Genomic DNA, 3,456 nt, shown 5'->3' on the forward strand with positions numbered 1-3,456 from the left:
GATCGGTAGTGGTCAGGGCGGGCGGGGCCGACTGGAAAGCGCCATTGGCGGCGGGCCGCTGGATCACCGCATTCTCGGGCAGGTGGTAGTCGGGGCCGACGGCCTTGCAGCCGGCCAGCAGGACCAGCGCCGATGCGGCGGCGAGTGCGCAAAGGCGGCTCACCGGCGCGGCTCCGGCCGGGTGTCGGGCGCGAGCGTCACCGAGGCGGTGCGCCCGGCGATCAGCGCCATTCCGGCGGGGCGCTCGTCGAGCGCGATGCGCACCGGCACGCGCTGGGGCAGGCGCACCCACGAGAAGCTGGGATTGATCGAGGGCAGGCCGCTGGTGCTGCCGGTGCGGTCGTGGTCCTCGACCGCCACCGCGATCGAGGTGACGTGCCCCTTGATCACGCGGTCCTCGCCCATCAGGCGCACCGTGGCGCGCTGCCCGACATGGACGTGGGCCAGCTTGGTTTCCTCGAAGTAGCCCTCGATGCGCAGCGAGCCTGCATCGACCAGTGCCATGACCGGCTTGCCCGGCGAGACGTAGTTGCCGGGCCGCAGCGTCTGGTCGGAAATCGTGCCATCGACTGAGGCCCGTACCACGGTGCGCGACAGGTTCAGCTGGGCCATGGCGCGCTGGCTGAGTGCGCTTTCGCGCGCCGTGCGCGCTTCGGCCAGCTGGGCCTGCGCATCGGCCACCTTGGTCTCGCTCTGCTGGGTGACTTCCAGCGGGACCAGGTCGCCCAGACCGCGATTGCGCGATGCCTCGCGCCGGGCCTCGGCGAGCATGGCGTTGGCGCGGGCAATCCCGGCATCGGCCTTGGCGATGGCATCCGCGGTCTCGCGCAGCGCAAGGGCATAGCGCGAGGAGTCGATCTCGAAGAGGACGTCGCCCTTATGGACCGGCTGGTCGTTGACCACCGCGACGCGGGTCACGAGGCCCTGCACGTCGGGCGCCACCTGCACGACGTCGGCGCGCAGGCGCCCGTCGCGGGTCCAGGGGTCGGACTGGTAATGCACCCAGAGACTGCGCGCACCCAGCGCCGCGACGACGACGATCGCGCCAGTGATCACGATCTGGACGGTCTTGCGCACTGCGGGGGAAGGGGAAAATGCCATCACAACCATCCATTGATCGCTTGGGGGAAGCGCACGAGCAGCGCCCAGAACACCACGAACATCGCGGTATCGAACAGAACCGGGTGCCACACCCAGCGGTAGAATTTCAGCCACACCAACACGCGGTGGACCACCAGCGCGAGCAGGAATGCGACCGTGGCCGTGACCGGCGCCGAGGCGATGAAGACTTCGCCGAAGGAATATTCGGACCAGGCGGGGGGCGGGGTCATGCCGGGCGCTCCGTCGTCAAGGGGGGATTCTGCGGGGCCACTAGCCACAGGTCCGGCGCCGGACTGTCGGGAAACAGCGTGCGGCGGAAGGCGATCAGCGCGGCCACGGCATGCGATGCGCCTTGTGCCTCGGGATGGCCGAAAGGCAGCGGCGGCGGGCTCGTTGCCCCGGCCTCGCGCAGGGTCAGGCGCAGGGCGCGGTCGATGCGCTGTTCGAGCCGAGGATCGGGCGGGGGCGCGCGATCGGGTTCCCAGGCGCGGAAATAGGCTTCGGCGTGACGCAGCAGGATGGTCAGCGCCCGGCGCTGGCGCGGCGGGGCCGCGGCGCGGGCGTGCTGGATCGCGACGAGGTTGATCGCCAGGCGCACCTCGCGCAGGCCGATCTGCGCCGCCATCCCGCCTTCGCCCTGCGTTCCGTCATCCGCGGTGCCAAGCCGCTGGGAAAGCAGCGCGGTCTGGTCGATTACCCGGCCCATCGCAGCGCCGGTGTCGGGCGGCGTGGCGCTTCCCGACAGGCGCACGAGGTCGCGCTTGAGTGCGCGCAACAGGCGGCGGATGGCGACATCGGTGCCGAGCGTACGCAGGCCCGCCGTGAACCCGGCGGCAAGGATAACGGCCAGCACCTGCCCGATGTTGCTGTTCACGAAGCGCTCGAAATCGGGGTGGAAGCTCTCCTGGATCGCCAGCGCGCTGCAGAAGCCCATCGCCATCGCCGTTCCCAGAGTGCCGTTGCGCGGGTCGGGGATGAAGGCGGCGACCACCAGAAGGAAGGGGGCCATCACCGCGGCCAGCGCGCCAAAGCTGCTGACATAGGGCAGGACCTCGAAGAGGTAGAGCCCGGCCAGCGGAACGCCGGCGCAGATCGCTACGCCGAAGCGCATCATCGCCGGGATCGGATTGTCCATCGCCGCGAACAAACAGCAGAACACCGCGGTCATCGCCGCCGCACCGGCCCCATCGGCCCAGCCCGAATAAATCCACAGCGCGCAGCAGGCGAGAACGGCGATCGCGGCGGCCGCGCCGGCGACCAGGGCATGGCCGAAATCGCGATGGAGGCGCAAGGTGGAGCGCGGCGAGCGCAGCGCCGCCGGCACCGTGCGCAGCGGGTCCTGCAGCGCATCCAGCGCCTGGCGGCATTCGCCCAGCAGCAGCACCACTTGCGACAGGCGCACGCGATAGCTGACCACCAGCAAGTCGTGCCAGGTATGCGGCGCGGTGCTTTCGGGGCGCTCGAACACCGGCATGGCCTCGGCCGGGCCACCCTCTGCCAGCCAGGCCCGCGTCGCGGCCTGCGCGCGAGTCAGGGCGGGATCGACCTGCGGCGCATCGGCGATCGCGGCGCTGCGGTCGGCCAGGCCGGAGAGCAGCGGCACGAGCAGCACCATGCGTTCGAGCAGCGCCTTGAGCGTGCCGGTCGCCTCGCGCCAGTGTGAGGTGTCGTAAGGCACGTGGATCGCCAGCAGCGTGCAATCGACGATGTCGCTGGCCAGGCGTCGCTGCTCCGCCGCCAGATGGCTGGGTGCGACGCCGCTGACGCAGTCGGCCAGCCAGACCTGCGCATCGGCGATCCAGCGCTCGAGCCGCGCACCGAGCGGCTTGGCCACCGATTGCGGCAGGATCAGGCTGTGCATCACGGTCGCCGCGACGATGCCGAGCGTGATCTCGGTGACGCGGGCGACGGCCGTGTCGAATACCAGCTGCGGCTGGTTGACGCTGGAGAAGCCGATGATGGCGGCCGTATAGCCGGCGAGCATCAGCGTGTACGACCGCGCCGAGCGATCGAGCAGCGACACCGTCAGGCAGGCGCCGACCCACAGCGCGAGCGCGGACGACAGCACCATCGGCGAAACCACCAGCACCGGCACGACGAGCACGGCGAAGGCCGCCCCGACGAAGGTGCCGACGACGCGATAGATCGCCTTGGACCGGGTCGCCCCGGACAAGGGGTTCGAGACGATGAACGCCGTGGTCATCGCCCAGAACGGAAAGGGCAGCCCGACGAACAGTCCGATCCACAGCGCAAGGAAGGCCGCCGCGACGGTCTTGGCCGAAAACAGCATCGGCTGCAGCCAGCGCGGCTGCGCACGCGGGGGCCTGGCAAGGGCGGCGGGGGCCGGTACGGGGG

General features: G+C 70.6%; 3 protein-coding genes. All 3 read right to left on the minus strand.

Annotated elements, in window-relative coordinates; translation table 11 throughout:
• Window positions 1-159 precede the first annotated feature (159 nt).
• Window positions 160-1,101 carry an HlyD family secretion protein gene (locus tag V7Q48_RS18245; protein WP_333840683.1) on the minus strand — a complete coding sequence of 314 codons (942 nt, stop codon included), beginning with the start codon at window positions 1,099-1,101 and terminating at the stop codon, window positions 160-162.
• Window positions 1,101-1,331, minus strand: a complete 231-nt coding sequence (locus V7Q48_RS18250) for a DUF1656 domain-containing protein (protein WP_333840686.1) — start codon at window positions 1,329-1,331, stop codon at window positions 1,101-1,103. The genes V7Q48_RS18245 and V7Q48_RS18250 overlap by 1 nt, the downstream gene beginning before the upstream one ends.
• On the minus strand, window positions 1,328-3,456 hold a 2,129-nt coding region (locus V7Q48_RS18255; RefSeq protein WP_333840688.1), incomplete at its 5' end, for an FUSC family protein. The genes V7Q48_RS18250 and V7Q48_RS18255, both read right to left, overlap by 4 nt.

Origin of the sequence: Novosphingobium sp. (genome assembly GCF_036803765.1) — a bacterium.
GTDB lineage: Bacteria > Pseudomonadota > Alphaproteobacteria > Sphingomonadales > Sphingomonadaceae > Novosphingobium.

Bases quoted from the DNA above. Each gene is read 5' to 3' on its own strand.
- V7Q48_RS18245 (WP_333840683.1), bottom strand. From the start codon at position 1,101: ATGGCATTTTCCCCTTCCCCCGCAGTGCGCAAGACCGTCCAGATCGTG.
- V7Q48_RS18250 (WP_333840686.1), bottom strand. From the start codon at position 1,331: ATGACCCCGCCCCCCGCCTGGTCCGAATATTCCTTCGGCGAAGTCTTC.